General features: G+C 69.5%; 21 protein-coding genes, 1 tRNA gene and 2 pseudogenes. 15 read left to right on the forward strand and 9 right to left on the reverse strand.

Annotation, left to right across the window (positions count from 1 at the left end):
- Window positions 1-17: 17 nt before the first annotated feature.
- Complete coding sequence (locus WMF36_RS32120) at window positions 18-1,007, reverse strand: D-cysteine desulfhydrase family protein (protein WP_437574580.1); 990 nt, start codon at window positions 1,005-1,007, stop codon at window positions 18-20.
- A gap of 18 nt (window positions 1,008-1,025) precedes the next feature.
- Entirely contained in the window at window positions 1,026-2,786 is a 1,761-nt protein-coding gene (locus WMF36_RS32125) for a hypothetical protein (RefSeq protein ID WP_437574581.1), read from the reverse strand.
- 208 nt (window positions 2,787-2,994) lie between these two features.
- Between WMF36_RS32125 and hutH the strand changes: the two genes are divergently transcribed.
- Window positions 2,995-4,575 carry a histidine ammonia-lyase gene (gene hutH, locus WMF36_RS32130; protein WP_437574582.1) on the forward strand — a complete coding sequence of 527 codons (1,581 nt, stop codon included), beginning with the start codon at window positions 2,995-2,997 and terminating at the stop codon, window positions 4,573-4,575.
- A gap of 107 nt (window positions 4,576-4,682) precedes the next feature.
- Complete coding sequence (locus WMF36_RS32135) at window positions 4,683-5,030, forward strand: hypothetical protein (RefSeq protein ID WP_437479007.1); 348 nt, start codon at window positions 4,683-4,685, stop codon at window positions 5,028-5,030.
- Window positions 5,031-5,178: 148 nt separating this feature from the next.
- On the opposite strand, the gene WMF36_RS32140 is transcribed toward WMF36_RS32135, so the two are convergent.
- The 4 genes from WMF36_RS32140 to WMF36_RS32155 all read right to left on the reverse strand — a co-directional run bounded on the left by WMF36_RS32140 (window position 5,179) and on the right by WMF36_RS32155 (window position 8,470).
- On the reverse strand, window positions 5,179-5,379 hold the full coding sequence (locus WMF36_RS32140; RefSeq protein WP_437479008.1) for a hypothetical protein: 201 nt from the start codon (window positions 5,377-5,379) through the stop codon (window positions 5,179-5,181).
- Between the two features lie 640 nt (window positions 5,380-6,019).
- Window positions 6,020-6,102, reverse strand: a tRNA-Leu gene (locus WMF36_RS32145).
- Between the two features lie 111 nt (window positions 6,103-6,213).
- Window positions 6,214-6,525, reverse strand: coding sequence for a hypothetical protein (locus tag WMF36_RS32150; protein WP_437574583.1), 312 nt, complete (start codon window positions 6,523-6,525; stop codon window positions 6,214-6,216).
- A 658-nt stretch (window positions 6,526-7,183) separates the two neighbouring features.
- Window positions 7,184-8,470: a serine hydrolase domain-containing protein gene (locus WMF36_RS32155; protein ID WP_437574584.1), complete on the reverse strand. Its 1,287-nt coding sequence runs from the start codon at window positions 8,468-8,470 to the stop codon at window positions 7,184-7,186.
- Window positions 8,471-8,674: 204 nt separating this feature from the next.
- Between WMF36_RS32155 and WMF36_RS32160 the strand changes: the two genes are divergently transcribed.
- A complete protein-coding gene (locus WMF36_RS32160) occupies window positions 8,675-8,812 on the forward strand; it encodes a hypothetical protein (RefSeq protein WP_437574585.1) in 138 nt (45 codons plus the stop codon).
- A 120-nt stretch (window positions 8,813-8,932) separates the two neighbouring features.
- Window positions 8,933-9,559: a glutathione S-transferase family protein gene (locus WMF36_RS32165; RefSeq protein WP_437574586.1), complete on the forward strand. Its 627-nt coding sequence runs from the start codon at window positions 8,933-8,935 to the stop codon at window positions 9,557-9,559.
- Between the two features lie 149 nt (window positions 9,560-9,708).
- On the opposite strand, the gene WMF36_RS32170 is transcribed toward WMF36_RS32165, so the two are convergent.
- Window positions 9,709-14,859, reverse strand: coding sequence for an AAA family ATPase (locus tag WMF36_RS32170; protein WP_437574587.1), 5,151 nt, complete (start codon window positions 14,857-14,859; stop codon window positions 9,709-9,711).
- A 424-nt stretch (window positions 14,860-15,283) separates the two neighbouring features.
- Here WMF36_RS32170 and WMF36_RS32175 point away from each other — a divergent pair, with 424 nt between their 5' ends.
- From WMF36_RS32175 to WMF36_RS32220, 10 genes are all read left to right on the forward strand, one after another.
- The gene (locus WMF36_RS32175) at window positions 15,284-18,211 is read left to right on the forward strand and encodes an FG-GAP-like repeat-containing protein (RefSeq protein ID WP_437574588.1); all 2,928 of its coding nucleotides are present in this window, start codon (window positions 15,284-15,286) and stop codon (window positions 18,209-18,211) included.
- Window positions 18,212-18,321: 110 nt separating this feature from the next.
- Window positions 18,322-18,945, forward strand: a complete 624-nt coding sequence (locus tag WMF36_RS32180; protein WP_437574589.1) for an RNA polymerase sigma factor — start codon at window positions 18,322-18,324, stop codon at window positions 18,943-18,945.
- Window positions 18,946-19,179: 234 nt separating this feature from the next.
- The gene (locus WMF36_RS32185) at window positions 19,180-20,340 is read left to right on the forward strand and encodes an amidohydrolase family protein (protein ID WP_437574590.1); all 1,161 of its coding nucleotides are present in this window, start codon (window positions 19,180-19,182) and stop codon (window positions 20,338-20,340) included.
- A gap of 770 nt (window positions 20,341-21,110) precedes the next feature.
- A complete protein-coding gene (locus tag WMF36_RS32190; RefSeq protein ID WP_437574591.1) occupies window positions 21,111-21,557 on the forward strand; it encodes a DUF2147 domain-containing protein in 447 nt (148 codons plus the stop codon).
- A 75-nt stretch (window positions 21,558-21,632) separates the two neighbouring features.
- Window positions 21,633-21,812 (forward strand): hypothetical protein, encoded by a 180-nt coding sequence (locus WMF36_RS32195; RefSeq protein WP_437574592.1) that lies wholly within the window; start codon window positions 21,633-21,635, stop codon window positions 21,810-21,812.
- 279 nt (window positions 21,813-22,091) lie between these two features.
- Window positions 22,092-22,754 carry a glutathione S-transferase family protein gene (locus tag WMF36_RS32200; protein ID WP_437574593.1) on the forward strand — a complete coding sequence of 221 codons (663 nt, stop codon included), beginning with the start codon at window positions 22,092-22,094 and terminating at the stop codon, window positions 22,752-22,754.
- Between the two features lie 88 nt (window positions 22,755-22,842).
- Complete coding sequence (gene tnpA, locus WMF36_RS32205; RefSeq protein WP_437574594.1) at window positions 22,843-23,121, forward strand: IS66 family insertion sequence element accessory protein TnpA; 279 nt, start codon at window positions 22,843-22,845, stop codon at window positions 23,119-23,121.
- Window positions 23,103-23,486, forward strand: coding sequence for a transposase domain-containing protein (locus tag WMF36_RS32210; RefSeq protein WP_437574595.1), 384 nt, complete (start codon window positions 23,103-23,105; stop codon window positions 23,484-23,486). The genes tnpA and WMF36_RS32210 overlap by 19 nt, the downstream gene beginning before the upstream one ends.
- A gap of 21 nt (window positions 23,487-23,507) precedes the next feature.
- Window positions 23,508-23,690 (forward strand): IS66 family transposase, encoded by a 183-nt coding sequence (locus WMF36_RS32215; RefSeq protein ID WP_437574596.1) that lies wholly within the window; start codon window positions 23,508-23,510, stop codon window positions 23,688-23,690.
- A gap of 9 nt (window positions 23,691-23,699) precedes the next feature.
- Window positions 23,700-24,257, forward strand: coding sequence for a dihydrofolate reductase family protein (locus WMF36_RS32220; RefSeq protein ID WP_437574597.1), 558 nt, complete (start codon window positions 23,700-23,702; stop codon window positions 24,255-24,257).
- A gap of 188 nt (window positions 24,258-24,445) precedes the next feature.
- On the opposite strand, the pseudogene WMF36_RS32225 reads toward WMF36_RS32220, so the two are convergent.
- Window positions 24,446-24,634: pseudogene (locus tag WMF36_RS32225) on the reverse strand (SDR family oxidoreductase); the annotation flags it as partial.
- Window positions 24,628-25,233 (reverse strand): annotated as a pseudogene (locus WMF36_RS32230) (IS66 family transposase); the annotation flags it as partial. The pseudogenes WMF36_RS32230 and WMF36_RS32225, both read right to left, overlap by 7 nt.
- Before the next feature lie 589 nt (window positions 25,234-25,822).
- On the opposite strand from WMF36_RS32230, the gene WMF36_RS32235 reads away from it, so the two are divergent.
- Entirely contained in the window at window positions 25,823-26,338 is a 516-nt protein-coding gene (locus tag WMF36_RS32235) for a hypothetical protein (protein WP_437574598.1), read from the forward strand.
- Window positions 26,339-26,380 lie beyond the last annotated feature (42 nt).

Below are 26,380 nucleotides of genomic sequence, written 5' to 3' on the forward strand. Positions count from 1 at the left end.
CGGCGGCTCGCGCCGCCCTAGAAGACGTCGGCGAAGTCGGCGCCTTGCGCGAGGAGGCCGGGCAGGCCGCCGGTGTGCAGGAACAGCACCCGCTTGCCCGAGAGCTCGCCCCGCTCGGCCATGTCCCAGAGCCCGGAGAATGCCTTGCCCGTGTACACCGGGTCGAGGATGAGCCCCGACAGCCGCGCCACCTTCAGGATCCGCGCCCGTTGCTCCGGCGTGGAGACGGCGTAGGCCGGCCCCCTCGCGGAGTCGTCGATCACGAGGTGGGCGGGCGCGCCGAGGCGCGGATCGAGCGCGCGCGCGTCGTCCATGATCTGGACCGCGATGCGCGCGAACGTCGCCCTGTCCTCGCACACCGCCATCGCGCGCACCTCGCCGGCCACCTCGTAGCGGGCCGCGCCGAGCGCCGTGCCCGCCGCCGTCCCGCCCGAGCCGCACGCGTGCACGATGACGTCGAACGGCTTGCCCCCCGCGAGGCCGAGGTCGAGCTGCTTGCGGATCTCCTCCATCGCGCGCACGTAGCCGAGCGCGCCGAGGCCGTTCGAGCCGCCCTCGGGGATCACGTACGGCCGGCCGCCCGCCGCGCGGAGCTCGGCGGCCGCCTCGGCCATCACGGCGTCGCGGCCCCGGTACGCCTCGGGCGAGATCAGCCGGATCTCGGCGCCGGCGAGCCGGTCGAGCAGCGTGTTGCCCTGGAGCGGCGCCCCGGCCGACGGCTCGGCGGTGCGCAGGAACAGCACCGAGCGCAGGCCGAGCGAGGCGCAGAGCAGCGCGGTCGCGCGCGCGTGGTTCGACTGCAGGCCGCCGCAGGTGAGCACGCAGTCGGCGCCCTCTTCGCGCGCGGCGGCGAGCAGGTACTCGAGCTTGCGGATCTTGTTGCCGGCCTCCGCGCCCGCCGTCATGTCGTCGCGCTTCACGTAAAGATCGACGCCGAGCGCCTCGGCGAGCCGCTGCGGGCGCTGGATCGGGGTCGGAAGGTGGCTCAGCGCGAGTCGTTTGCGCATCGTTTCTCTCCCATGCGGTCAATGGATCACGCCCAGCTTGAGCGTGAGTAGGTACTGGTCGGCAAGCTCCGTGCCGGAGGCGTCGTCGAACGCGCCGCCGGGGAAGAGGACGCCGGCCTCGGTGCCGAACTGGAGGGTGACGAGCCTGCCCATCGCGATGCGCGCGTCCACGCCGAGGTCGAGCTCGACGCCGAGATCGCGGCGGCGCGTGGGGCCGCCGTCGTAGTTGGCGAGGTTGCCGCCCGCCCGGGGGGTGCTGTGCGGGTCGACGACATCGGTCGTCGCCTCGGCGATGATCGCCCCTGCCTTCAGGTCGAGCCAGCGCGCCGGCCGCACGACGATCCGCGGGTTCACGTAGGCGGCGCCGAACACGCCTCCCTTGGAGGGCAGCGACCGGATCCCGGGCTCGGGGGACGCGGCGAAGAGCTCCCGCTCGGCGATCGTGGCCGAGCGCGCGGTCTTCCAGGCGAGCACCTGGTCGAACAGGAGGAGCCCGACGTTGTGGCTCGGGTCGAAGGTGAAGCGCCGCGACACGCCGTCCCTGGGGTCGTCGTCGCCCGACGCGTAGCCGGCCTCGATCTCCGTGACGACGCGCCCCCATCGCTCGGCAGGCCGCCGACCGCGGCCCGCGACGTGCACGGCCCCGAGCGTGGCCGCGCCGCCGACCGAGCGCACCGCCACGGGCGCGCGCCCTGCCGCCGCGCCCGAGGGCGGCGCGGGCCCGCGCGGGATGAACGACGTCGAGCCCAGGATCACCGCGGCCTCGATCTCGCCGTAGACGTGGGCGCCGCCCCCCGGCACCGGCGCGTCGAACTTGCCGGTCACGTCGATCACGGCCGAGGCGAGCGTCTCGGTGGACCGGGCCGGGCTCGTCTTCGCGCGGCGCTCGCGGGCCTGCCGCCGCAGGGCACCGTAGATCCCGACCTCGCCGCGCCGCTCGCGCCAGAGCGCCGACACGACCGCCTGGAGCGCGCGATCGCCCTCCCCTTCGTCCTGCCCCTCGACGTCGTTTCCGAGCAGGTCGGCCGCGCTGTCCTCGAACACGAGGTCGCCTGCGATCGTCACGAGGAGCGGTCCGGTCGGGCCCATCGGCGTCGCCGCGAAGAGGACGCGCTGGACGAGCGATCCGCGCTCGTAGTCTCCGAAGAGGGTCGCGCGCTCGCCGTCGTTGGCGACGAGCCCCATCCCCCAGTGCGCGCCCTGCTGGCCCAGCCGGAAGACGCCGACGGACGACGGCAGCTCCAGGTAGAGGTAGCGCGGGTGCACCTCGTACCAGGCCAGGGCGGCGCGCGCGTCGCGCACCTGCTCGACGTGCCGCGTGACGTCGCCGGCGATGAGCCCGCGGACGACGTCGATCTGCGCGACGATGGACGCCTTGTCCTTGTAGTGGAAGCGCGGCGAGAGGCGCAGCCAGTGAGCGATGTACTGGTTCTGCCCGAGCGTCGTCGCGCCCGGCGCCGAGAGGCGCGGCGCCCGGAGCCGGAGATCGCTCATGGCGCGGTAGCGGAGCTGGTACTCGCCCTGGAGCGAGAACGTCGACCGGGTCGGGTCCGGCGGGGGCGGCGGCGAGCGGCCGGTGTCCAGGACGAGCCGCGGATCGAAGTGGTCGGCGGACGGCGCGGACGGCGCGGACGGCGCGGACGGCGGCGCGCCCAACCCCGCGCTGCTGGCGCCGTCCGCGTCCTCTGCGCCCGCGTCATCGACGGGCTGAGCGGCGCTCGGCGAGGCGAGCGCGACAGCAAACGCAAGGGGGGCGAGGAGGGCAAGGGCGAAGCGCATCGGAAGCAAGCAACCGCACGCCGGCGCGCGGCGCGGGAACGCGCCGGCGAGGATAGGCGGATCGATCCCCGCGGGGCACTGGATTCTGCGCTTTCCAGCCGGGGCGCTGTCGGAGCCCCGCTGGCCGCCGGCGGGCGGTCGAGCGGCACCGCGGATCGCCGCTCGGGCGGCTTTTCTCGAGGCATCCACCGCTCTAGCGTGCGTCCCCGTGACCCTCTCCACGCCGCGCGCCGCCGCTGTCTCTCCCTCTCCGTTGCTCCTGGGCCGCCCCCTCTCCCTCGCGGATCTCGAGGACGTCGCGCGACGCGGCCGTCCGGTGGCGATCTGCGCCGAGGCGCGCGAGCGCGCCGAGGCCTCGCGCCGCGCGATCGACGCGATCGTGGCGGCGGGCGACGCCGCGCCTGCGGTGTACGGGATCAACACCGGCTTCGGCGCGCTCGCGGAGACGCGCATCGCCGATCACGACATCCGGGCGCTCCAGCGGAACCTCGTGCGGAGCCACGCCTGCGGGGTGGGGCCCGATCTCGGCGAGGCCGAGGTGCGCGCGATGATCGTCCTGCGCGCGCAGGTGATCGCGCTGGGGCACTCGGGGGTGCGCACGGAGGTGCTCGACCTGCTCGCCGCCCTGATCGAGCGCGGCGTGTGCCCGCGCATCCCGGCCCAGGGCTCGGTCGGCGCGTCGGGCGATCTCGCGCCGCTCGCGCACCTCGCGCTCTCGCTCATCGGCGAGGGGGAGGCGCGCTTCGAGGGGCAGCTCATGCCGAGCGCGGTGGCGCTGGCGAAGGCCGGCGTCGCGCCGCTCGCGCTCGCCGCGAAGGAGGGGCTCGCGCTGATCAACGGGACCCAGTACATGACCGCGCTCGGCGCGCTCGCGCTGCGGGACGCGGCCGCGCTCTGCACGGTCGCGGACATCGCCGGCGCGGTGAGCCTCGAGGCGCTGATGGGCTCGAAGCGCCCGTTCGACGAGCGGCTCATGCGCGTGCGCCCGCACCCGGGCCAGGCCGGCACGGCCGGCAACCTGCGCACGCTGCTCGGGGGCAGCGAGATCATGCAGAGCCACGCCGACTGCCCGAGGGTGCAGGACGCCTACTCGCTCCGCTGCATGCCCCAGGTGCACGGCGCGACGCGCGACGCGCTCGCCTGGGCCACCGAGGTGCTGACCCGGGAGGTGAACAGCGTCACGGACAACCCGACGGTGTTCCTCGGCGAGGGGGGCGCCGAGCTGCTCTCGGGCGGCAATTTCCACGGGCAGCCGGTCGCGCTGGCCCTGGATCTCGCCGCGATGGCGGCGGCCGAGCTCGCGAACATCAGCGAGCGGCGGGTCGAGCAGCTGGTCAATCCCGCGCTCTCGACCGGCCTCACGCCGTTCCTCGCGCCGCGCGGCGGGCTGCACTCGGGGTTCATGATCGCCCAGGTGGCGAGCGCCTCGCTGGTCAGCGAGAACAAGGTGCTCTGCCACCCGGCGAGCGTCGACTCCATCCCCTCGAGCGCCGGCCGCGAGGACCACGTGAGCATGGGCAGCATCAGCGCCCGGAAGCTCTCCCAGGTGATCGAGAACGTCCGCAGCTCGCTGGCGATCGAGCTCATCACGGCGGCGCAGGGGGTGGACCAGCGGCGCCCGCTCCGCCCGAGCGCGGGGGTGGCCGCCGCCCACGCCGCCATCCGTCGCGTGGTGCCGGAGCTCCTCGAGGACCGACCCCTCTACCTGGACATCGCGGCGGCCACCGAGCTCATCCGGAGCGGCGCGCTCATCGCCGCGGTGGAGGAGGCGGTGGGTTCGCTCAACTGATTTTTTCTGTTGTCGCAATTACATCTGAGACGATTCTGTGGAAATCCGATGCGACTCATCGGAATGCAAATGCTCCATCGAAGGGGGAGTTGCTGTACATTGGCTCAGTGCCCATTCCGGTCAGCACCCCGCCGTTTCCATTCGATGCCGTTCGAGATCTGCTCGGCGTGGTGCGGGCGATCTACGCGGCGGCGAAGGACGGGGGGGCGTCGCGGGAGCAGCTCGCGCGCATCGAGCGGGTGGGCCGGGAGCTGAGCCGAGCGCTGGACCTGGCGGGGTCGCCCCAGCAGGGGGTGTCGGGTCACTCGACGGCGTGGAAGGTGACGGACAAGGCGATGCTCCAGGTGAACGACCTTGTCGATCCGCTCACGCCGGCGGCGCCGCTCCTGCTGGCGGCGCGGAGCCGCGTCACCGGGAGCCGGCTGGCCGTGCGGAGCAAGCCTCAGGGACGGTAGGGGGCTGGGGGCGAGGGCGAGGACGAGGACGTCCAGGCGGGGGCGCCGGGAGCGGGGGCGGCAGGGACGGGGCCGCTGGGAGCGGGGGCGGGCAGGAACGGGCTGCCGGCCGGCGCGCTTCGAGGAACGCACCGCAGGGGTGGAATCGTCAGCTGCGACCGAAAAACCTGCGACCGCGGGACCGCTCGGCGTCGCGCCGGATGCCCTGCATCACCATGCGGATGAGCTCGCGGTTGTAAGCGCGCCTGTCATGGCGCTTGTGCTCGGGCAGCTTGACCCCCAGCGCGTGTGCAAGACGTTCGACGTTCTCTAGCTTCGCCTCGCGCAGACAATCGATATCCAGATCCATGTAGTGGCGCTCCCATTACTAGAGCCGACTTGGTTTGTCGAGCCCAGAGGCGACAGGGCACGGCTGCGCGCTGGTTGGGCTTCAGACCGTGACAGGTGCCATCAGCCCGTGACGGGGGCGCGGCGTCTCGGGCACGTCAGCGCCACGAGGGACACAGAGCGACCTGGAGCGACCTGGTCCCGTTCGAGGCGGGCAAGCAGCTCAGGTCAGCCGCTGCCGCGGGAGGTGGATCCGCCGCTGCCGCTCGATCCCCGGTCGTCGTGACGCACGATGTCAGGCCAAGGTCACGAGCTCACCACAGAGAGGGTGAGGGGGAAGCGCTCCGCAGCAGTGGAGGGTGTGAGATGCCGTGAGCGGCAGCAGAGGGCGTGTCCGGTGGGGTCCCGGCCGAGCGCCCCAGGCGGGGAAGCAGAGGAGAGAGGAGAGAAGGGATTGCGGCGAAGCTGCAAGATGGCCATGAGCCTGGCGGACGCGCGGCGAGGAGCCGAGCTCGCCAGCTTCCAGGTCGAAGCGCAGTCCCCCTGGCTGCGCTCGATAGCCCCCAGGTGGAAGCTCGATGCGCCCGGCGGCTCTCGCCGGCCGGGCGCACCGAGGGCCCATCACGTCGTCGGGGGCCCGATCGGCACGTCACCCCACGAGGTAGCCCCGGCCGGACTCGAACCGGCACGCCCAAGAGGGCCGCGGATTTTAAATCCACCGCGTCTGCCTTTTCGCCACGGGGCCAAGTTGTTGGTTTTGCTTCTATTTTTGTCTCTGGCGCCCCGCCCTCTCCCTCTTCTGTGCCGTCTCCTGTGACGCTTCCGGCGAGCTCGGGGATCGCCTCGGCGAGGGAAGCTAGCTCGCCAAGGCCCAGCTCTGCAAACGTCCTGGGGGCTCGGCGGCACCTCGGGTCACGACGGAGCCCCGGTGCCGGGTCCGGTCGGCGATCCGGGTCTCGCTCCGGCGGTTCGCGAGGGCGACGGGGATGAAGGTCGATCGCGTGTCGTGCGCGCCCACTTGCTGCCGCTCGTCCATGGCCTCGACGAGCTCCGGGCGGTCCATGCATGGCCTCGACGAGCTCCGGGCGGCCCATGCCGGCGAGCTGGAGGTGGCGCGGAGCCGCTCGGCGGCGTGCTCGAGGCTGAAGCGAGCGCCGTCCTCGTTCACGAAGAGCGACGCGGAGGGCGCCGGGTTGCCGCGGAGCGCGAGCCATGCGCGCAGCGCCTGCGGTACGCCGGGACAGCGCCCACGCGCGGGGGTCGTTCGTCTTGTTCTTCCCGAGGCGCAAGGCGCCGCGATCGAGGTCGACGTCCTGCACCTGCAGGCGCGCCGCCTCGCTGATGCGTGGGCCCTCGCGGTTCAGGAAGCCCCAGAGGGCGCGCCAACACAGCGGGATCGCGGTGCTGGCCAGCAGGCGCGCGTCCTCGTCGGGGTAGAGGCACGCCTTCGCCTTCGCAGGGCCGAGCTTCGGGAGAACGCCGCGGGGCAGCGGGTTCGTCGCGAGGAGACGGCAGGGGAAAACGGCCATCGCCATGAGCCGGTGCAAGAGCTGCGCGATGTGACGGCCCGACGCGGGCGACATCGCGCAGAGCGTGCGCATGACGCGCCCCGCGTCGTCGAGCGTGAAGGCAGCGACGGGGACACGCCCGGCGATCGGGTACACGTGGCGGTCGAGCCGGTAGACGTCTTGCTCGACGCTGCGCTTCGGCTTGACATGGTCGGGGACCATGCGCGCGAGCTCGCCCGAGGTCATCGGCCGAACGCGCCGGTCTTGGCTGAGCTCCGCAGGGCTAGCCACAAGGCTCGCCCGCAAGAGGGCCGCGCCTCACCTCGATTGGGTGGCGACGTAGACGCTGCGCCAGAAGCGTTCGAGAGCTCCCGAGAACAGAAAATCGGAGGATTGTGTCATCACTATCCCGATTAGCTCGCGGCTCGGATCATTGATCCAGGACGTCCCGAACCCGCCGTCCCATCCATAGCGCCCAGGCACCTCCGAGACGGCGTCCGGCGCGGTGAGCACGGCCATCCCATGACCCCAGCCATGCGTCTCGAAGAAGCCCGGGAAAAATGAAGACGCCGCTTTCTGGGCCGGCGTGAGATGATCGGTCGTCATCTCGCGCACCGAGGCGGCGCTCAAGATCCGCCGGCCCTCGTGCACGCCGCTGTTCGTGAGCATGCGCGCAAACACGAGGTAGTCGTCCACCGTCGACACGAGCCCGGCAGCGCCCGAAGGGAACACGGGCGGGCTGGCGTAGGCGCTCTCGACCCCGTCGCGATCCATGCGCGTCTTCGCCATCGTCTCCGGGTCGGTGAAGTAACCACAGCCGGCGAACCGATCGAGCTTGTCCGCCGGCACGTGGAAGTCGGTGTCCCGCATCCCGAGCGGCGCGAGGATGCGCTCGCGCACGAACACATCGAAATCCTTGTCGGCCACGCGCCGCACGAGCACCCCCTGCACCAGGCTCCCCGTGTTGTACATCCACTGCGCCCCCGGCTGATGCATCGACGGCAGCGTCCCGAGCCGCCGGATCCACTCGTCTGGCCCGTGCGGCGTCATCGGTACCGGCTCCCCGTTGACGAGCTGGAGCTCGTCGATGGCACGCTGGATCGGCGACGAAGCATCGAACAGGAGTCCAAAGCCCATGGTGAACGTCATCAGGTCGCGCACCGTGATCGGCCGCTCAGCGGGCACCGTCTCGTCGATCGGACCATCGATGCGTGCCAGCACCCTCCGGTTCGCGAGCTCCGGCAACCAGCGGTCGACGGGGGAGTCGAGGTCGAGCTTGCCTTCCTCGACGAGCATCATCACCGCCGTCGCGGTGACCGCCTTCGTCATCGAGGCGATCCGGAAAATCGTGTCCCGCCGCATGGGTGTGCTGCCGCCGATCTCGGTCACGCCCACCGCGTCCGCGTGCACGTCGCCGCCGCGCGCAATCAGCCAGACCGCTCCCGGCATCTGCCCCGCCGCGACCTCTGCCCCCATCACCTCGCGCACGGGCGCCAGCGCGGCAGCCGGCCCCGCGCCGGCCCCTCCGCTCTGCCCTGGCCGCCCCTCCTCTCGCTCCACGTCCCCCACACAGGCCGGCGCCACGATGCTGCCCAGAACTCCCATGAACTCTCTCCTTCTCATCATCATCGATGCCTCTCCGAGCGGGGACGCCTGTCCCTTTCGAAAGCACTGACTGCCCGCGCCCGAAAAAATCATCGGTGCCGAGACGATCGCCGCTGGGTGGCCAAGGTACGCCGCGCTACCACAACATCAGCAACGTCGGAGGATCCGCACGGGCTTGCGATTACCTCGTAGAGGGCGGTCCAGTTGTCGGTGCCGTGCCCGGCGGCGATCGCCCGGCTCTCGATGCCCCGGCGCCCGCGCAAGAGTCCGCGCAGCGCCTCGGCGCTCGCCCCGGTGGGCGAGCTCGAGCGCTACGGCGCGCCGGCGCTGCTGCCCGGCTGAGGGCGGGCAGGGCCGCGTCGAAAAAAAACGAGGGCGACCGATGAGTTTTCGCCGCCGCCCCGGTCTCAAGGGGAACGTGCCTCGAAGCATGGGGCACCCACCTCGACAGGAGCACCGACGATGAAACTGTACGAATTTGCGCCGACCCGATCCATTCGTGCCCGCTGGACGCTGCAGGAGCTGGGGGTCGACTTCGAAGCCATCGAAGTCGACCTCGTCGCGGGCGATCATCACCGGCCCGAATTTCGCAAGATCAACCCCGCCGGCAAGGTGCCCGCGCTCGTCGACGGAGACTTCGTGGTCACCGAGTCGGTGGCGATCGCGCTCTATCTCGCGGAGAAGTACCCGCAAAAGCGCCTTTTGCCCACCGATCTACGGCAGCGGGCCGAGGTCGACCGCTGGCTTTTGTTCACCGTGACCGAGCTCGAGCAGCCGCTCTGGCGCATCGCCAGACACACGTCGCTCTACCCCGAGGCGCTGCGCCTGCCTGCCGACGTCGACCTCGCCGGCCGCGAGTTCAAAGAGATGGCCGCGGTGCTCGAGGAGCACATGCGGGGCCGCCAGTTCGTTGTGGGCGACGGCGTCACCGTCGCCGACTTCGTGCTCGCCTACACGCTCGACTGGGGAAACGAGGCCAAGCTGCTGGGCGATTGCCCCCAACTTATCTCTTACATGGAGCGAATGTACGCCCGCCCCAGCGCAGCGCCGCGTATCGCACAGGCCAGGGCGAGCCTCGCGGCCAGGTAGGTCGCCTTCGCCGCCCGCGCCACCCGGGCTCCGAGCCCGCTCGGCCTCACGCACCCAACGTAAACAGACCCTGGTGTCGTCTCCGCCTCGTCGCCTCCGGCTGCCCCTGCGGCTCCGGTACTTCGATCCGGGAGAGCGCGCCCCTCTCCTCAGGACGCCTGCGCGAGGCCGATCTCGCCCTCCGGCTCGACGGGCAGCTCGACGACGAACGTGGTTCCTGAGCCCAGCTGACTGTGCAGATCCACGCGCCCTCCATGCGCTCGTACGATCTCCCGAACAAGGTACAGCCCGAGCCCGAGGCTCTGCGCTTGATGAAGCCCCGTCGCGCGCTCGAACGCCTCGAACACGCGCCGCTGGTCGGCCTCCGAGATCCCGATGCCCTGATCGGAGACCGAGAGGCGAGCGACGGCCCCGTCCGCGTCGGCGACGATCCGAACCGGCCTTCCGGCTCCGTACTTCATGGCGTTCGTCAAGAGGTTCGTCGCGACCTGCTCGAGCCGCAGCCGATCCCACTGGCCCCAGGCGGCGCGCTCCGCCTGCACGTGGAGCGCACATCCAGCCAGCTCGGCCTGCTCGCTCAGCCTCCCGACGACGTCCCGCACGAGGGCCGTCAGGTCCACCGGCTCACGCGTCAGGACGAGCCGCCCCACCTGGACGCGCGAGAGGTCGAGCAGGCTGTCGATCAGCAGGCTGAGCCGACCGAGCTGACGCTTGAACGACGTGAGCGACGACGACAACCAGGACGAGGATACCGTCTCTTGCTGCTTGATCGATCGCGTGAGCGCGTCGAGCTTCAGATGGAGGCCTGTCAGCGGCGTCTTCAGCTCGTGGGCGAGGAACGCCGTGCGCCGCTCCGCGGTCTCTGCCGCCGCCCGCGCCTCTCGCTCCCTGGCGACCAAGAGCGCGTTCTCGAGGGAGATGGCCGCTTGCGTGGCGAGCAGCTCGAGGGCGAGGAGCCGCTCGGGCGTGAACGCGTGCGTGGTGAGGTTGTTCTCGAGGTAAAGCAGTCCGAGCACCTCGGCCTGCCGCAAGAGCGGAACGCAGAGGATGGACCTCGGGTTGTGTCGGACGATGTACTCGTCCCCCGAGAACCTGCCCGCCTTCGCGGCGGCATCATCGAGGAGCACGCGCTCCTTGGTGAGCCGCACGTAGTGGAGGAGCGAGGCAGGGATGAGCTGGGAGGAGGACACCGGCAACGACTGTAGAACCTGGGTCACGGTCCCTTGTCGCTCCTCGATCGCGGCTTCCGCCTCGATCGTCAGGTCGCCGTCCCGCACGAGGATGAGGCAGCCCTTCTGGGCACCTCCCTGCTCGAGGACGAACTCGAGCAGGGTTCGCAAGAGCTTCTCGAAGAGGATCTCGCCCGAGATCGTCTGCGACGCCTTGACGACCGAGAGCACGTCGAGCAGGTCCGTGCGCGCCGCGAAGGTGGCGGTGGGCGCGAGCGGCCGTCGTTCGAGGAGCTGCGGATAGAGCTGTTCGAGCTGCCTCACCTTGCCGTCGGCCCCCCAGCGCACGTAGCACGAGCGGGCTTCGCGCAGGTACGTATCGGAGAAGCGCTCGAACCCTCGTGCTCGATAGAACCGAGACGCGAGCTCGTAGGCAAGCGCTTCATTGTGGACGAAGCCGCTCTCGCGCGCCGAGCGGATGGCCTCTTCATAGAGGCGCATCGCGTCGAGGTCCCGGCCCTCGACGCGGGCGACCTCGGCGGATACCAGGGCGTAGCGGCTCCGGAAGTTGTCGGGGCAGCTGTCGGCCCAGTGCCTCAGCTTCTGTAGCTGCTTCTCGAGGGTCCGAGCCAATTGCTGCCGCTGCTCGGCCGGCGCCTGCGCGTGGAGCGCCGTCACCGTGAGCGCGTAGTAGAAGTGGTGCGCCGCCCCCATGGCCAGAGACGCCACCTGGTCCTGCATCAGCGCGGCGCTGGCTGCGGACTCCAGCGCTTCGGCGTGACGTCCATGCGTGAACGCCGCGATCTGCTTCATGATATGATACGCGGCGATCCCAAGGCCGAAGCCCGCCTTCTCGAGGATCGCGAAGCTGCTGTCCTCGTCGAAGTCGCCGCTATTGAAGCTCGTGGATGCCCGCGTCGCTCCCTTCAGGCTCGCCGCGAGCTGCTCCTCGAGCCGGACCACATGGTACACGACGTCGTTGTGGGTCTTCCGGGCGAAGGCGGCGTACTTCCGCGCGACGTCAATGACATGATCGAGCGGGTCGCCGTTCTCCAGAACAATCCACACCATGTTGTACGTCAAGTAGCCGGCAAACACGAAGTCTCCGACCTCGAGGCAATCGGAAAATGCCTTATCGAGGAGCGGGAGGCTCGTCGCGTAGTGCCTGTACCAGATACTGATGACGCCCGCGTGGTGGAAGAGCAGCCTCCCCTTCAGCATGGCCGTGACGCTCTTGAACTTCTCGTTCAGCCTGAGCGCCATCTCGGAGAACTGGAACGCGCACGGGATGTCCCCGAGGATGGACACCATGACGCCGGCGTAACAACTGTAGACGAAAGAGGACTCCTCGGCGTGTCCGCGCTGCAGGGAGACGTTCACCCCCTTGGCGGTGAGCAGCGGCCAGAGCGCCGGTCGCACGGAGAATACGAGGGGGCACGACTCGGCGACCAGGCCGATGAACACCCGCACGTCTTCGTCGGTCGCCACGGGCGCATCGACGAGATCGGCGATGCGACGCCCGCGCAGGGCGTCCGGGACCTGCCGGATCTCGGCCTCCACGGCCGCCTGGATCTCCTCGTCGGCCTCCGGGAGCGCCACCCCGTAGAGCCGCAGGGCCTCGATCATGACCGTCATGGCATCGCGGTGTCGTCCGGCGATCTGGTAGAGCCGCATGCGCAGCCGGTGGGCCCTGGCCCGGTCGGACCTGGAGCGGGCGTTCTGGAGGATCCGATCGAACAGGTCGTCGGCCGGCTGGAAGTTGCCGGCGAGGGACTCGCATTCGGCGAGCTCCAGGTAGAGCGTGAGCGTGTCCTCGTACCGTGCGCTCCAGGCGTCCGGTGGCAAGAGAGACGCCGCCTGCGCCAGATAGATGCGCGCCGAAGCGTAGGCGACCGAAGCCTTTGCCTTGATCCCTGCCACGAGGTTGAGCCGGCAGAGCGCCTCCCTCTCGCGTGGATCGTTGATGAGGTGGGCGCCGTGATTGAGCTGGTTCGCGACGTCAAAAGCCCGCTCCTCGATGGCCCCGCTGGGCAGATGAGACACGAGGCGCCGGCCGATCTTGAGATGCGCTGCGGCCCGCAGATCCTCCGGGATGAGCGAATAGGCCGCCTCCTGGACGCGGTCGTGGAGGAACTTGTACGTGCCTTCGTGGCAGAGGACGAGCCCCGCGCGAACGGCCTGCCAGACCTCCGCGTGCAGCTCCTCCTCCGAGCGGCCGCACGCTATCGTCGAGACGCCGACCTCCGTGGCGTTCCCGAGGCAGGCGAGCTGCTTCAGCGCCTCCTGGGTGCCAGCAGGGAGCCGCGCGAGTTTGTCGACCATCAGGTCGACCACGTTGTCGGTGAAGCCTTTGGCGCGGATCTTCGCCATGTCCCACCGGAAGGCGCCCGCATGGGGGTCGAGCTCGATCAGCCGCTCTTCATGGAGGGCGATGAGAAACTGGATCGCGAAGAAGGGGTTGCCGGCCGTCTTCTCATGGACCAGGGCCGAGAGCGGCGCGGCGTCCTCAGGGCGGCATTGGAGCAACTCACTGACGAGCATGGACAGGTGCTCGCGGGAGAGCGGGCCGAGCACGATATCCCGGACGCGCGCGCCCTCCCTCCTCACGTTGTCCAGCGCCGTCATGAGCGGGTGCGAGGGGGTCACCTCGTTGTCGCGATACGCACCGATGACGAGAAGATGGCCCGTGTCGAGGTGCTTCACCAGATCCTGCAGGAGCCCGAGGCTCGCCGAATCGGCCCACTGGAGATCGTCGAGGAAGAGCACGAGGGGGTGCTCCTTCCGGGCAAACACCCCGATGAAGTGCCGGAAGACGATGCGAAACCGGTTCTGCGCCTCGACCGGCGGCAGCTCGGGAGCCGGCGGTTGCGGGCCGATGACCAGATCGAGCTGCGGGATCAAGTCCACGATGAGCTGCCCGTTGACCGTGAGGACCTCGAGCAACCGCTGCTTCCAGGCCGCGATCCTCTCGCTGTCGGCGAGGAGCTCGAGCACGATCTCCTGAACGGCCTGAACGATGGTGAAGTAAGGGATATCGCGCTTGTGCTGATCGAATTTTCCCGAGGCGAAGAATCCCCGCTCGCGGGTGACAGGCTTGTGCAGCTCGTGGACCAGCGTCGACTTGCCGATGCCGGAGTAGCCCGATATCAGCACGAGCTGTGGCGATCCGGTGTCGACCACGCGCTCGAAGGCGCGCAGCAGCACCGCGATCGCCTCGTCGCGCCCGTAGAGCTTCTGAGGGATCTGCAGGCGGCCCGACGCGTCCTGCTCGCCCAGCGGGAAGGGTTCGATGCTGCCACCGCAGCGCCATGCTTCGAAGCACCGTTCCAGGTCATGGCGCAGGCCGCGGGCCGTCTGGTAGCGCTCCTCGGGCATCTTCGCGAGGAGCTTGATCACGATGCGCTCGACCGCCTCGGGCACTTCGGGGACCACCTCGGACGGAGCCGCGAACGAGCGGGCGACGTGACAATGGATCCATTCCAGCGGGTCGCGGGCATCGAATGGGAGCTCCCCCGTGAGCATCTGGTAAAACGTGATCCCCAGGGAATACAGATCACTGCGGCTGTCGGTCCCACGGTTCATCCGCCCCGTCTGCTCGGGCGACATGTAAGGTAGGGACCCCTCGATGAGGCGTGCTGGCTCCGCGGCCTGCTGTTCGCGGGGGAGCCGTAAGGCGAGCGCGAGGTCGGCGATCTTCACCGCGCCGGTGGCAGGAATGACCAGGATATTCGCGGGCTTGAGGTCTCTGTGAACGACGCCTCGCTGGTGAATGTCGGAGACGGCCCCCGCAATGCGGATAGCGAGATCGAGGAACCTGCCGAGCGCCATCGGCGCGCCGAGCAGTCGATCAAGCGGCTCAGCGCCGGAGTCTTCCATGACGAGGGCGAGCGCCCCATCGTACGTCTCGAGGGCGAGGGGCCTGACGATGGCTCCCACGTCGAGCATCTTGCCCGTCTCGTACTCCCTCTTGAGCCGGTCGATGTCCATCGGCCGGCAGCTCCTCGGGTCGAGCACCTTGAGGACCACCGGATGGCCGTCGGCGTTTCGAATGGCGCGGTACACGGCGATACCGCGGCCCTCGTAAACGGTTTCGCCGATCGTGTAGGAAAATGGAGGAGACGGGCTCGTCATGCAGGCGCAGGGAGAGGCAGCCTCGGCAGTGGCAGCAGGAGCCCGCCTCCCCCGATGAGGTATAACATTCCCCGCCCCCGTCCTGGCCGGCGTTGCGGGCGATCCAACGCGAAGTCGCCTCCGCCGTCGGGCTCGGCCGCCTGCGGTACCCGAGGCGCCGTCGCCAGGCCGTCTCCGCCGAGTGTCGCTCCTCTCAGGATGCCAGGCGCTCCGATCAGGATACCAGGAGCTCCGACAATGCTTCGAACGTCACGAAGATCGCAACGATCGCCGGAGCAGGATCTGGATGGAACCCGGGCCGCACGCGCTCGCCTGGGCGTCATGGTCGACGAGGCCGTAGCCGATTTGTGTTCACACCCGCGCCGGCGCGGGTCTGCCTCGAGGAACGCCGGCGGAGGGCCGGCCTCACCCGAGGAGCAGAGCCATGACTCGCATCGATCCGAGAGCACACCTGTGGACCAAGGCGGCGCGGACCCTGACGGCGCTGGGCGCCCTGCTGGCCGCGGCGGCCGCCCCTGCCAGCGCGCGCGCCGAGATCCTCGCTTACGACGAGCACGACGGCGAGGCGGGCGGCGCCGTCGGCTGGACGGACGATTGGCCCTTCGCGCGGGCGGGCGGCGAGCTCGCACAGACCTACGGCTACTGGCGGCGCCGGTTCGCGGCCCCGCTGTCCGCCGCGCACGCCACCCGGTGGATCGCCGTCACCGGGCGCATGGCCGCGCCCCCCGTCGGCTACGCGTACCACGTGCCCATGGGCGTCAGCTCCTGGACGACCGCCCACCAGCACCACGGCCTCCATTTCGACACGTCGAGCCCTGCGGGCCTGCTCGTCGACGGAGCCGGCCCGACGAGCGCCATCGCCGGGACCACGCAGCAGACGTGGCTCGCGCGGTACGTCTTCGGCCCCGCCAATGCGAGCGGCCGTCACAGCGCCACCGTGAGCATCTGGGCCGGATCCGGCGCCGGTCGCCGCATCGATCCGGGGGCGCCGCCCGTTGTCGTCCGCACGCTCACCGACACCACGCTGGACAGCCTCTATTCCGGGCAGAGCGACGCCCAGAACATCTTCTTCGTGGAGCGCGAGAGCGTCGCCACAACGGCCCGGGAGGCGCTCGCCGCGCCCGAGCGCGATCTCTACGTGGTCGCGCACCAGGACGACGATCTGCTCTTCATGAACCCCGATATCGCGGATTCGATCCAGGCGGGGAACTTCGTGCAAACCGTCTACGTCACCGCGGGCCTCGGCGGCAATGGCCTGCCCGTCATGGACGAGCGGGAGGCCGGGATGAAGGCCGCGTATGCGGCGATGGCTGGCCTCGCCAATGGCTGGAGCTGCGCCGAGGCCGCGGTGCTGGACAAGGAGCTCGTGCGCTGCGCGCTCGACGGGAGCGCCGGCCGCGTCGGGCTCGTGTTCCTGCGGCTCCCATCGTACCCGGACACCGCGCTCCTGAGCGACCTCTGGAATGGGGGCGCACCGACCGTGCCGCGCGTCGACCGCACCGACGATGACCCCGCCGGCGAGGTCCCCGTCGATTACACCCGCGAGGAGCTCGTCGCCGTCCTCTCGCGCCTGATGTCCGATTACCGCGCGAGCCGCGTCGGCACGCTGAACAGCGACCACGGCCACGCCGGCGACCACACCGACCATTACTACACATCGATGTTCGCGTTCGCCGCGCACCAGGTCTACGCCGCCGGGCACGCGCTCCAGACCTACCGGGGCTACGACATCTCGAACGAGCAGGCGAACGTCTCCGACGCCGAGTTCGACATCACGTGGGACGCATTCCGGTGGTACGCGCAATGCGACCGGTTCACCTGCACGGACATGAGCGCGTGCGGCACCGGGACCACCTGCGACCCGGACAAGCCGGACTATCGCGCCTGGGCGCGGCGCCGGTACGTGGGCTCGGCGATCGCGGGCGTCTCGGGCCGCCTCGGCGCGCCCGGGGGCAAATGCCTCGCGGCCGTCGGCACGTCGAACGGCGCGCCCGTGGTCCTCGCCGATTGCTCCACGACCTCGGCGCAGCCATGGACCGTCGCGGAGAACCGCATCGGCGGCATCGGCGGGCGCTGCCTCGGCGTCGCCGGCGGCAACACCGCGAACGGCGCGCTCGTGGTGCTCGAGAATTGCGCCGAGACCGCGGGCCAGGGGTGGACGATGCTGGACGGCGGCCAGATCCGCGGCCTCCAGGGGAGGTGTCTCGCGGTCGCCGGCGGCAGCACCGCGAACGGCACGCCGGTGCAGATGATCGACTGCAATGGCGGCGAGGCGCAGCGGTTCGCGATTCAGCTCTCGGCGCCCACGCGCTGGTCGTCCGGCAACGATTTCTCGGACGCCCAGATCGGCACGAGCGAGTCCACCACCCGCACGGTCCGGCTCGGCGACGTGAACGGCGACGGCAAGGCCGACGCGTGCGTGCGGCGCACCGACGGCGTGTATTGCGCGCGCAGCAACGGCGCAGGCGGGTTCCTCCCCGCGCAGCGGTACACGACGGAGTTCTCCGACGCGAACGGCTGGCAGCCCGCGAGATACGGCAACACGATCCAGCTCGCCGACATCGACGGCGACGGCAAGGCCGACGTCTGCGGCCGCGGTATCCACGGCATCCTCTGCCAGGTCGCGAACGCCGCCGGCGACGCCTTCGTGACCTCCGGCAGCGTCTGGTGGACGTACAGCTTTTCCGACGCGGAGGGATTCGCCGACGCACCGAGCCATTACCGCTCGATCCACCTCGCCGACGTGGACGCCGACGGCCACGCCGACGTGTGCGGCCGCGGCGCCGACGGGGTGCGCTGCGCGATCAACACGAGCGCCGGGAGCTTCGGGGCGGCGACGCTCTGGCTCGCCGAGATGTCCGACGCGAACGGCTGGCTGCCGGAGCGTTACGGCGCCACGATCCAGCTCGGCGACATCGATGGCGACGGCGCGGCGGACGCGTGCGGCCGCGGGCCGTCGGGCGTCGTGTGCGCCGTGGCGAGCGCTTCCGGCCCCGGGTTCGTGCGGCCGCACGTCTGGTCGTACAGCCGCGGCGGCGCGCCCGATTACGGCGACGCGTCCGAGTTCGACGCGGCGCCGGGCCACTGGGGGAGCCTCGGCCTCGGCGACGTCGACGGCGACGGCGACGCCGACCTCTGTGGCCGCGGCACCTCCGGCGCGCTGTGCGCCATGTCGAACCGCCTCGATTTCGGCGCGGCGCGCCCCGCTTCGCTCGGCGCCTTCGGCGATGCCCAGGGGTGGCTCCCCGCGCGGTACGGCGCGACGGTGCAGCTCGGCGACGTCGACGGCGACGGCCGCGCCGATCTGTGCGGCCGCGCGTCGGACGGCCTCTGGTGCGCGCTCGCGCCGTGAAGCGGTGTCCACGGTCGAGGAGTCGATCACGATCACGATGAGCGCCGTCGCAGGGCGGCGGGCTCGTCGACCGCGGAAGCTCGGCGGACGGTGATATCCTCGGCGCCACGATGTCCGTCGATCGAGAGCACCTCGAGCGCGAGGTCCGCGAGCACTGCGAGAGCGGCGCCGTCACGCGGGCCGCCGAGCTCGCCATCCGCGGCTACGGGCCCGAGATCCTCGGCTTCCTGACCGCGCTCCTCCGCCGCGAAGAGGACCCCGACGACGTCTTCTCGCTGTGGTGCGAGCGCATCCTGCGCGGGCTGCCGACCTTCGCGTGGGAGTGCTCGCTGCGCACCTTCGCTTATACGATCGCGCGGAACGCGGCGAAGAACCACGCCCGCGACAGGCGCGCCCGCGACAGGCGCGTGCGCCCCTCGGTCGGGACGACGGAGCTGAGCGCGATCGAGCAGCAGGTGCGCACCGAGACGCGGCCCTACCTGCGCACCGACGCGAAGGACAAGCTCATGGAGCTGCGCGAGGCGCTGCCGCCGGACGATCGGATATTGCTCGTGCTGCGCCTCGACAAGGAGCTGGAGTGGAAGGACGTGGCGCGGGTCATGCTCGATGAAGAGGCGGTGGTGGACGAGGCCGCGCTGAAGCGGGAGGCGCAGCGGCTGCGCAAGCGCTTCCAGACGGTGAAAGATCAGCTCGTCGAGGCGGGCCGGCGCGCGGGGCTGTTCGGCGAGGGATGACTGGTTTCACGTGTCAGAAATCCCGCCAGAAACACCGGTTGATGACGACTGGCGGCCGGGAATAGTAGCGGTTTTCGTAGCCTCCGCCTGTTTCGCCGCCGAAGGCGGCTCCGGTGTGGCGAGCGGGGCGCCCTCCGCCGCCGCGTCGCCCGCGGTGAAGGGCTCGCGGCATCACCGGTCCCACCGTACGGCCAGTGCGGCGGGTGCGGTATGCTCGCGGCCACAGGTGGCCTCATGTCCCGCTCGCCCCTCCTCGCGCTCGCCCTCGTTCCCCTCCTGCCAGTCGCGTGCGCTCGCGGCCCATCCGTGCCGGGTGCGCAGCCGGTCGCGTCGCGATTGCAGCCCGCCGACATCGCGGCGCTGCGGCTCGCGGACTGGCGGCCCGTGCCGCTCCTGGCGCTCGATCGCACCGCGATCGCGCACCTGGCCGTGCCCGCCGTCGATGTTCACACGCACCTGCGCCGGGTCGTGGACGTGGCGGCCGAGGTCGCGCGCATGGACATGCTCCACGTCGAGACGATGGTCAACCTCGATGGCTCCTCGGGCGAGCGCCTGGTACGCGAGCTCGAGCGCTTCGACCGCGCGTATCCGGGGCGCTTCCTGACCTATGCCAACGTCGACCTCACGCTCGTGGGCGCGCCGGGCTGGGGCGCGCGCGTCGCCGCGCAGCTCGCGGCCGACTTCGAGGCCGGGGCCAAGGGGCTCAAGATCTTCAAGGAGCTCGGGCTCACGGTGCGCACGCCCGAGGGCCGGCGCGTCGCGCTCGACGACGCGGAGCTCGAGCCCGTCTGGCGCACGTGCGCGCGCTACCGCCGGCCCGTGCTCTGGCACGTGGCCGACCCGTCGGCGTTCTTCGTCCCGCTGGACGCGAAGAACGAGCGCTGGCACGAGCTGCACGAGTTCCCGGACTGGTCGTTCGCAGACCGGAAGCGCTTTCCCACGCGCGCGCAGCTCTTCGAGGAGCGCAACCGCGTGCTCGAGCGCCACCCCGACGTCACCTTCATGGGCGCGCACATGGGTAGCTCGTCCGAAGACCTGCGGCAGCTCGCGAGCTGGCTCGATCGCTACCCCAACTTCCACGTCGACATGTCGGCCAGCGCCAGCGAGCTGGGCCGGCAGCCGCTCGCGGCGCACCGCTTCTTCGTGCGCTACCAGGACCGCGTGCTCTTCGGCACCGACCTCAAGGGCGCCAATGCCGCGGGCTACGAGGTCTACGCCCGCTTCCTCGAGACCGAGGACGAGTATTTCAGCACCGAGGCCGCGAACGGCCGCCAGGGGTTCTGGATGATCTACGGCATGCACCTGCCCGCGCCCGTGCTGCAGAAGATCTACCGCGACAACGCCCGTCGCCTGTTGTACCCCGCAGATCCCGATCGGCCCGCGGCACGCCTGTGAACTCCCGCTGAGCCGCACCTCCGCCCACGCGTTTGAAGAACGCGCCCGGTGTGAGCCCGACGAGCAGACGGAAGTCGGCGATGGCTTCGCCCAGCGATAGGGCTTCTTTCACTTACGCGCTCGAGCGCTGGTACGAGGAAGCCGCCGCCGTCCTTGGGGCAGCGCGCGAGGTACGCGCGGAGGATCTGGATGAACATGACGTCCGCCATCCGGAGGAGGACGATCTCGGACCCGGGATCAGATGTTGCTCGTGCTGCGCCTCGACAAGGGGCTGGAGTGGAAGGACGTGGCGCGGGTCATGCTCGATGAAGAGGCGGTTGACATAGAGAACCCTACATGACCGACTCAGTCGGCAGGATCGTACCGGCACAGGACGGACCCGCGCGGCCGAGGCGCGGGCCAAGGGCAGCTTGGCCACGGCGGGATCCAGCCCCGTAGAATCAACTGTTCGCTGGCCGCCAAACGTCCCGGCGCCCCGCTGCACGGCGCCGTTGCGCTCCACGAGCCCGCTCGGTACCCTCGGGGGAAAAATGACGTCCACCGCGCCGCAGGGCTGCTGCGAGAGGAGCCATGTCCACCGTTCGGCTCCCCCTCTGACCAGAGCCCTGCCTCCGCCGCCGCTCCCTCCGGCCCGATGAACAAACGGCGCGGCGCCCCGTCCCCCCTCCACGGCATGTTACACACAGCGGCGCACACCGACATGCGAATCAAACACCACGCCAGGGCCGAACGCCGTGGCTTGGCAGACCGATGAAAGGAGTTCTGACGACATGAAGACGTTCTTGGCTCTGTTTGCCGCCTTGGGTTGCTCCCTCGCCACTTCGCTCGTGCTCGCGGGTCCTCTCCCTGTGACCGGCCAGTGGCGGACGATTGATGAGCAGGGGGTCGAGCAGTCGGTGATAGAGATTTACGAGAAGGGCGGGAAGATCTTCGGCAAGATCGTGAGCCTGAAGCAGCCGCTCGACGCGAAGGGGAAGCCGAAGATCTGCACCGCCTGTGAGGGTGCCGACAAGAACAAGCCCCTTGTGGGGCTCGTCATCATCAAGAACATGGCCCGCGATGACGACGAGTACGATGACGGTACGATCCTGGATCCGAACAACGGCGAGACCTATAGCTGCAAGCTCGAGGCGATCGAGGGCGGGAAGAAGCTAAAGGTGCGCGGCTTCTTGGGCATCTCCCTCCTCGGCAGGACCCAGACCTGGCTGAAGAAGTAAAATCTTCTCATACACCAGTCGTGGGGCACCGCGGGGCGCTCGAAAACTAGAACGGCGTTCAGGCCGGTGGCAACCATGCGCACATGTCGGCAGCGAGCCGTCTTCTTTGGCGTGCTGAAGGCCTACGAGGTCATGCTGAGGCGGGGCGGATCGCGCCCCGCGGTCCTCGACGAGCAGCGTCAGAAGGACCAGAGCGGCACGCTCGAGGCCCATGTGGCCGCGGCGTGGACGAAGCGTCGAGGGCAAGGGGCTTGATGGCAGTCGCCGTCGCGGTCCAGCGTGACGTAGACAACATACCACAGCCGAGTGAACCCGTTGGATTTGTTGTCTATTGTAGACGGGTCAGTGGATCGTGCTTATTGGATGTTAGGTCAACTGGTTGTCGTTGGCGTAAAATTCTTGACAAATCGAAATGGCTTTGCGCGGACCATTCTCCGGCCCTCGGCGGCAGGCCATGAAGATATTTAACTTCATCTCACCCCGTGCTATTTCTGGACCAGTGCATTCACTCGATCATGGGATGAGGTCAGCTTCATGAAAGTATACGTTTTCAAATCGTTGCCGCCATTTCTTTGGGGTTACACGCGCGACCTCCGTGCGACGTGGGCGCTGGAAGAGTGTGGAATCGCCCACGAGGCCGTCGGGCTCGATTGCGGTCCGAACGGTCTTCAGGATGAAGTCGAGTTCGGAATGGTATCGCCATTCAAGCAAGTTCCGGCGATCGATGATGACGGGTATATTTTGACGGAGTCGGGTGCGATTCTGCTTTACCTTGCGGAGAAATCCGGAAAATTGATTCCTTCTGATCTGAAGGGGCGCGCGCAGGTCTATCGCTGGACGATCACGTCATTGAACAATATCGAGCCTTTTTCGCTGCCGATTCTATTTGCCGATCTTCAAGGCGACTCAAATCCCCATTTACAGGCCTTGCGCCCTTGGCATGTCGAGATACTCGATCGCTTCTTGCCGACGATCGACCAAATGCTGCAGGCTCAACCGTTCATCACGGGGGCTGACTTCACGGTTGCCGACATTATTCTCACGTGCGTGCTGCGCGAACTTCGTAAGACGGAGATCCTCGCCAAGTATCCGAACGTCGAAAACTTCCGCCGTCGCTGCGAAGAGCGACCCGCGTTCGTGAAAGTCCTGAACGCCTACGAAGACCGCCTCGGCATTCCCCGCGGAAGCGCGCGATAAGCGACCCGCCGTAAGCGCCCGACCAATGCCATCGTGACGGTCCGTGCGGCGCCGGTTACCAGTCCCCATCGCGACGAAGGACGAAGCGATGGCGACGAGAGCAGAGTGGGCCGAGCGGGTGGACCGATGGGCGAGGAGCGGGTTGAGCGCCGAGAAGTTCGCGCGGCGCGAGGGGTACAAGCCCAAGCAGCTGTACTGGTGGCGCTGGAAGCTGCGGGCTGAGGGGCCCTCGCAACCCGCGCCGTTGCGGTCGACGGAGGCACCGCGCTTTCTGCCGGTGCACGTGGTGGCCGACGCAGCGCCGAGCAACGCGTCGCCGAGCTCGAGGCGGCGCTCGCCGCGGAGCGCGTGGCGGTCGCGGCGCTGACCGTCGAGCGCGACACGCTGCGGCTCGCCTACCGCAACCTGCAGCACGAGCTGGAGTTGATGCGGCGCCGGCTCTTCGTCGCCAAAGCCGAGCGGCTCGATACGACCCAGCTCGAGCTCGAGTTTGCCCACAAGCTCGCGGCACTCGACGCGCTCAACCAGCAGCTCGGACAGCCCGCTGCGTCCGCGCCGGCGGATCCAACCGAGACGGGCGGGTCGCGCCCGCCTGGCGGCAAGCGCAAGCCGACTGGGCGTCGCGACCTACGCGAGGCCGCCCTCCCGGAGGAACGCATCGAGCTGACCGACCCGCTGCTCGAGGGCTCCGCCCCGAGGATCGGCTGGGAGGAGAGCTGTCAGCTCGCCTGACGGCGCCCGAGCCACGTCCGCATGGTCATCGCCCGCGCCAAGTACCGCGACGCCGGCGCGGCGGACACTGCCGAGCCGACGATCTTGACCGCACCGCTGCCGCCGCAGATCCTGCCGCGCGCGCTCGCGACACCTTCGCTCCTGGCGCACATCCTCAGCGACAAGTTCTGCGACGGCCTGCCGTTCCATCGCCAGGAGTGTTAGACTCGCCGCATGGGACTCTTGACCTTCAGCATCAACGTCACCCTGGACGGCTGCGTCGACCACCAGGAGGGAATCGCCGACGACGAGACACACGCCATCTTCACCCGCCTCATGGACGAGGGCGGGGCGATGCTGTGGGGCCGCGTCACCTACGAGATGATGGAGAGCTACTGGCCGGCGGTCGCCCGCGGCGACGAGGAGGCGCCGCCGGCGATGCGCGAGTGGGCGGTCAAGCTGGAGGCCAAGCCGAAGTACGTGGTGTCGTCGACGCGAAAGGACTTCCCGTGGACCAACAGCCACCACATCGCCGGCGACCTGCGCACGGGCGTGCAGAAGCTCAAGGACGCGACCCCGGCCGGCGTGCTCCTCGGTAGCGGCAAGCTCGCGACCGAGCTGGACCGGCTGGATCTGATCGACGAGTACAAGTTCCTCGTCCACCCCAGGATCGCCGGCCACGGCCCGACCCTGTACCAGAGCGGGCTGCCCAGCACGCGACGGCTCGAGCTGGTCTCGGCGAAGCCGCTCCGCAGCGGCGCGGTCGCCATGCACTACCGGCGCGCGCGCTGACTCGGAGCAGCCCCATCGCGCCCAGCTCGCGGGCCAGCGCGTCGTCGGGAGCCTTCTCGCCGCGCAACACGGCGTACCCGCTGCACGAGCCCCGTCTTGAGCATGACCGGCTGAGCGGTGCAGGGTGCAGGGGATGGCGGATGCAGCTACGTGGAAGAAGCATGTGGCGGCCTGGCGTGCGAGCGGAGACGTCCGGCGTCCTGGTCACCACCTTCTCCGGCAACGGCTTCGACCATCGGCGTCCAGATGTAGCCAGGATGTACGGAGTTCACTCGGATGCCGTAGCCTGCCTTCGAGCAGTGCAGCGCGGCTGATTTGGTGAAGAGCCGTACACCTCCCTTGCTGGCGTTGTAGGCGGCGAGGTTCGGGTCGCCGATATGTGCATTCCACAGCCGAGCCGGCGCTCCTCGGGCACGATCCTCTCGCCGTCGTCGCCGCCGCGCAGCATCGCGGCGTAGCCTGCGTAGCCATCGCCCTGCAGATAGCCAGTGAAGCCCTGCAGCAGCGCAGCTGGGTGCTTTGGCTGCCAGTCCGGTGCGTACACGAACGTCACGAGCTCGGCCCCGACGAAGGCCCACATATGCCCTCGCTTCACCCCGGCCGGATGATCCCGATCCAGCACGCGCATGCCCGTGTCGTCGGCGCGCACGTAGCACGCACCCAGCACGCGCTCCTGGATCCTCTTGGCCACGGGGGCGAGCACGTCGAGCGCGAAGGCCGACCACTCTCCCAGCGTCGACGGCGACAGCGACACGCCGAAGCGAGCGTACTGCTGCGCCTGCCGGTAAAGCGGCATCGCGTCCTCGAACTTCTCCACGATGATGCTCGCGAGCAGCCCCGGACCCGGGCGCCCACGATCCATCACCTTCTCGCTGTCGGCCGTCGTCACTCCCTGCTCGGGGCAGCGCGGACAGGCGAGCTTCTCTCTCTGCTCTGCGAGGATCCGGAACTGCGCAGGGACGAACTCGAGCACCTCCCCTTCCTCGACGGTCGTGAGAGTGAACTCGCCGAAGGTCATATCCATGTAGAGCTGACCGACGAGGACGATCGAGCCTTCCGCGTCGATCGTCATCAACTCTGGCTCAGCGGCTCCGGGCAGTGCGAGCGCGTGGAGAACTTCTCCGGTCGCCGAGTACTCCGCAAGAAAGGGTTCGTCGATCGAATCGGGGAGGAGCTCCGCGGGAGCTCGAGCGCCGACCGTGATGACTGAGCCGTTTCTGGTCGCCGCGAGCGGTTGACCGAGACCAAAGACGTTGCGCCGCGGGAAGCTCAGCAGAAATTCCTCGCCGGCCCCATCGGGGTCGGGCTGCGCTCCGCCGCTCCCGTTCGCGCCGCCACTCGCAGCGCCGCCGCTTGCTGCGCCGCCGCTTGCTGCGCCACCCGCACCAGCACCGCCACTTGCTCCACCTGACGCCGTTCCACCACCACGCGCAGCGAAATCTCGCAAGCTCCCCAGCTCGCCTTCAGCAGGTGGATATCGCTTTCCCTTGCGTCCCTTGCGCTCTTGCGGTGTCCTCTCCATGGATCACGTCGTTGGTGGCGGGGGATCGCATCGGAGGACGAGCATGAAGAGCTTCTCGCGGTGGACGATGGGGGTGTCTGGGCTCGGGCTGATCGTGGCCCTGACGGGAGCCGCCGGCTGCCTCGGCACGGCCGAGGGGGAGGACGCAGCGCTGGCCGAGCCGATGGCGGCGGGGGCGCAAGCGCTGACCGGGTGGCAGTGCGCGGCGTGCGTCAGCGGTGAATACACGCACTCCGTGTCGCTGAGCCAGGGCAGCGCGCTCGGCTGCGCGAACGGCGAGGCCTACCGCTGCGAGCTCATCCCCTGGGCCACGCGGGCGTCCTTCGCGCATTGCGGCGCCTCCGTCGCCTGTCCGCCCGGCTGGTACGTGAGCGGCTCGCAGAGCGGGCCGAGCTACTGCGCCGGGATCTACGATCGGATCTCGTGTGGCGCGGTGCCGTACCCGAGCGGGGCTTACGCGACGTGCGACCCGATCTGCTACCCTGGCTTTACCGAGACGGTGGTGAATGCCGGCGTGCCGAGCTGTGATTACCAGGACAAGCGCACCTGCGTGAAGTGAGCGGCGGCGCCACCTTTCGCCGCGACCCAGCTCTCTCCGGCG

Origin of the sequence: Sorangium sp. So ce887, assembly GCF_051521455.1 — a bacterium.
Lineage (GTDB): Bacteria > Myxococcota_A > Polyangia > Polyangiales > Polyangiaceae > Sorangium.